Raw genomic sequence first — 1,584 nt, 5'->3', positions numbered from 1 at the left:
CTGAAGCCATTTTCTTCGATTTAAAGGATTAAATACTAAAAAAGCAACCCGAAGGTTGCTTTTAAATTCTCAATTATAAAGTTATAAATGTTTGATTTTCAAAATAGTTATTAGCTAAAAATAGGTTACCAACACATCTGATACATTACCACTCCGTTTGTAGATATCTATAAATTTGCATCTTAATTTTTTAATTAAAGTTGTTTTTTATCATAGAATGCGCTATCGGGTTTCATGTTCCCGTTGGCATCATAGTTACATTACCCCTAATTTGATACATTACCAACCTTTACTGTTCTGTCATTCTCATCCCAATACAATTTACTTTTGTTGCTTTTATACCAATTTTTCCAACTCTTTAAATTTCTTTTTGAAGGAGTGTAAAGTATTACACGTTGATCTTGAGAATCACATTGTATCTTTGTTATACTCTCTAAAAAAACAATTGAATTATCTAAACAAGTAGTATTATCAGTATATCCAATATTGACATAATTTTCAATTACTCCGATATGATAGGAGAAAATTTGATTTGATATTGTTCTATTTTCTTTTACTGACTTACAGGAAATTAAAACAAAACCCAACAAGAAAAAAAAATGCTTCATTTTATATTTTTTATTATTATCGTTTAACAATATTTCCATCTACAACTCGATAAGTAAAATATCTTGTTCGTGATCCTTTTTTAAACTCTTTAGTTATTGTCCCTGATTTAACAGTTCCGGTCTTCCTTCCTCCTCCTGGAAGTCGATATGAAACCTCCCGTTGTGTACCGTTTGTTGTAACTGCATTACCACCAATCCATCCACCATTTGTTCTTGACATTTCTCTGTCTGCAATTTGATGTGCACCTGTCCCCTCAGCATTCTTGTATGCTGTATTGTTATGCACCTGTTTTTCATATGTTTCATAAATCTCGTGCGAAAAAGAGACAGTTGAATTATCTAATTCACCTGAACTTCCCACATTCATTATATCGTCAATATCAATTATTCCTGGACTATCTGGATGATTTTTATCCATCATCCCACCCATCACAAAATTATCACTTTCCAAAACATCAACTTTCACATCTTTTTCAGCTTGCATAGCTGTATCTAATATATCATAAAAACCTTTTTGTTCTTCAGTTTTCAAATCATCCCTATTAACGTTAAGAGTCAACTTGCCATCATTTCCTATTTTAGCGAAATCTCCTCCTAATCCATTATTGATGACCGATTCGACTTTACTAAAAGCAGATTCAGAGTTTGCTTCTTTCGATGTACCACCAATAGATCTAAAAATTAAGTCATCCGCCTGCATCCCGTCAGGGTCAACAAAACGCAATGGGTTATTATAACAATAATTATAAGGAGACCCCCCGCTGCGCATTCTATGATAAAAAACAAGTAAATAGCATTAAAATTATGATGCAAATTTATAGGTGTTAATATATGGTGTTTCTCCCGCTGCGCATTCTATGATAAAAAACAAGTAAATAGCATTAAAATTATGATGCAAATTTATAGGTGTTAATATATGGTGTTTCTCTGTTTATAACAGCAAATACTCTACTTATAAGTTTGCATCTTATATTAT

Annotated in this window: 2 protein-coding genes; both read right to left on the bottom strand. The window is 31.6% G+C overall.

The window, feature by feature from the left end; all coding sequences use genetic code 11:
- Positions 1-266: 266 nt before the first annotated feature.
- A complete protein-coding gene (locus NAT51_RS19590) occupies positions 267-608 on the bottom strand; it encodes a hypothetical protein (RefSeq protein WP_250601805.1) in 342 nt (113 codons plus the stop codon).
- Positions 609-624: 16 nt separating this feature from the next.
- Positions 625-1,332 (bottom strand): hypothetical protein, encoded by a 708-nt coding sequence (locus NAT51_RS19585; RefSeq protein ID WP_250601804.1) that lies wholly within the window; start codon positions 1,330-1,332, stop codon positions 625-627.
- Between the last annotated feature and the right edge of the window lie 252 nt (positions 1,333-1,584).

Source organism: Flavobacterium amniphilum (assembly GCF_023634845.1).
In the GTDB taxonomy this organism is placed as follows: Bacteria; Bacteroidota; Bacteroidia; order Flavobacteriales; family Flavobacteriaceae; genus Flavobacterium; species Flavobacterium amniphilum.
This window is presented reverse-complemented; position numbering and strand designations above follow the sequence as displayed.

What these genes read in the sequence shown, in the direction of transcription:
- NAT51_RS19590 (WP_250601805.1), bottom strand. Translation starts at nt 608, where the DNA reads ATGAAGCATTTTTTTTTCTTGTTGGGTTTTGTTTTAATTTCCTGTAAG.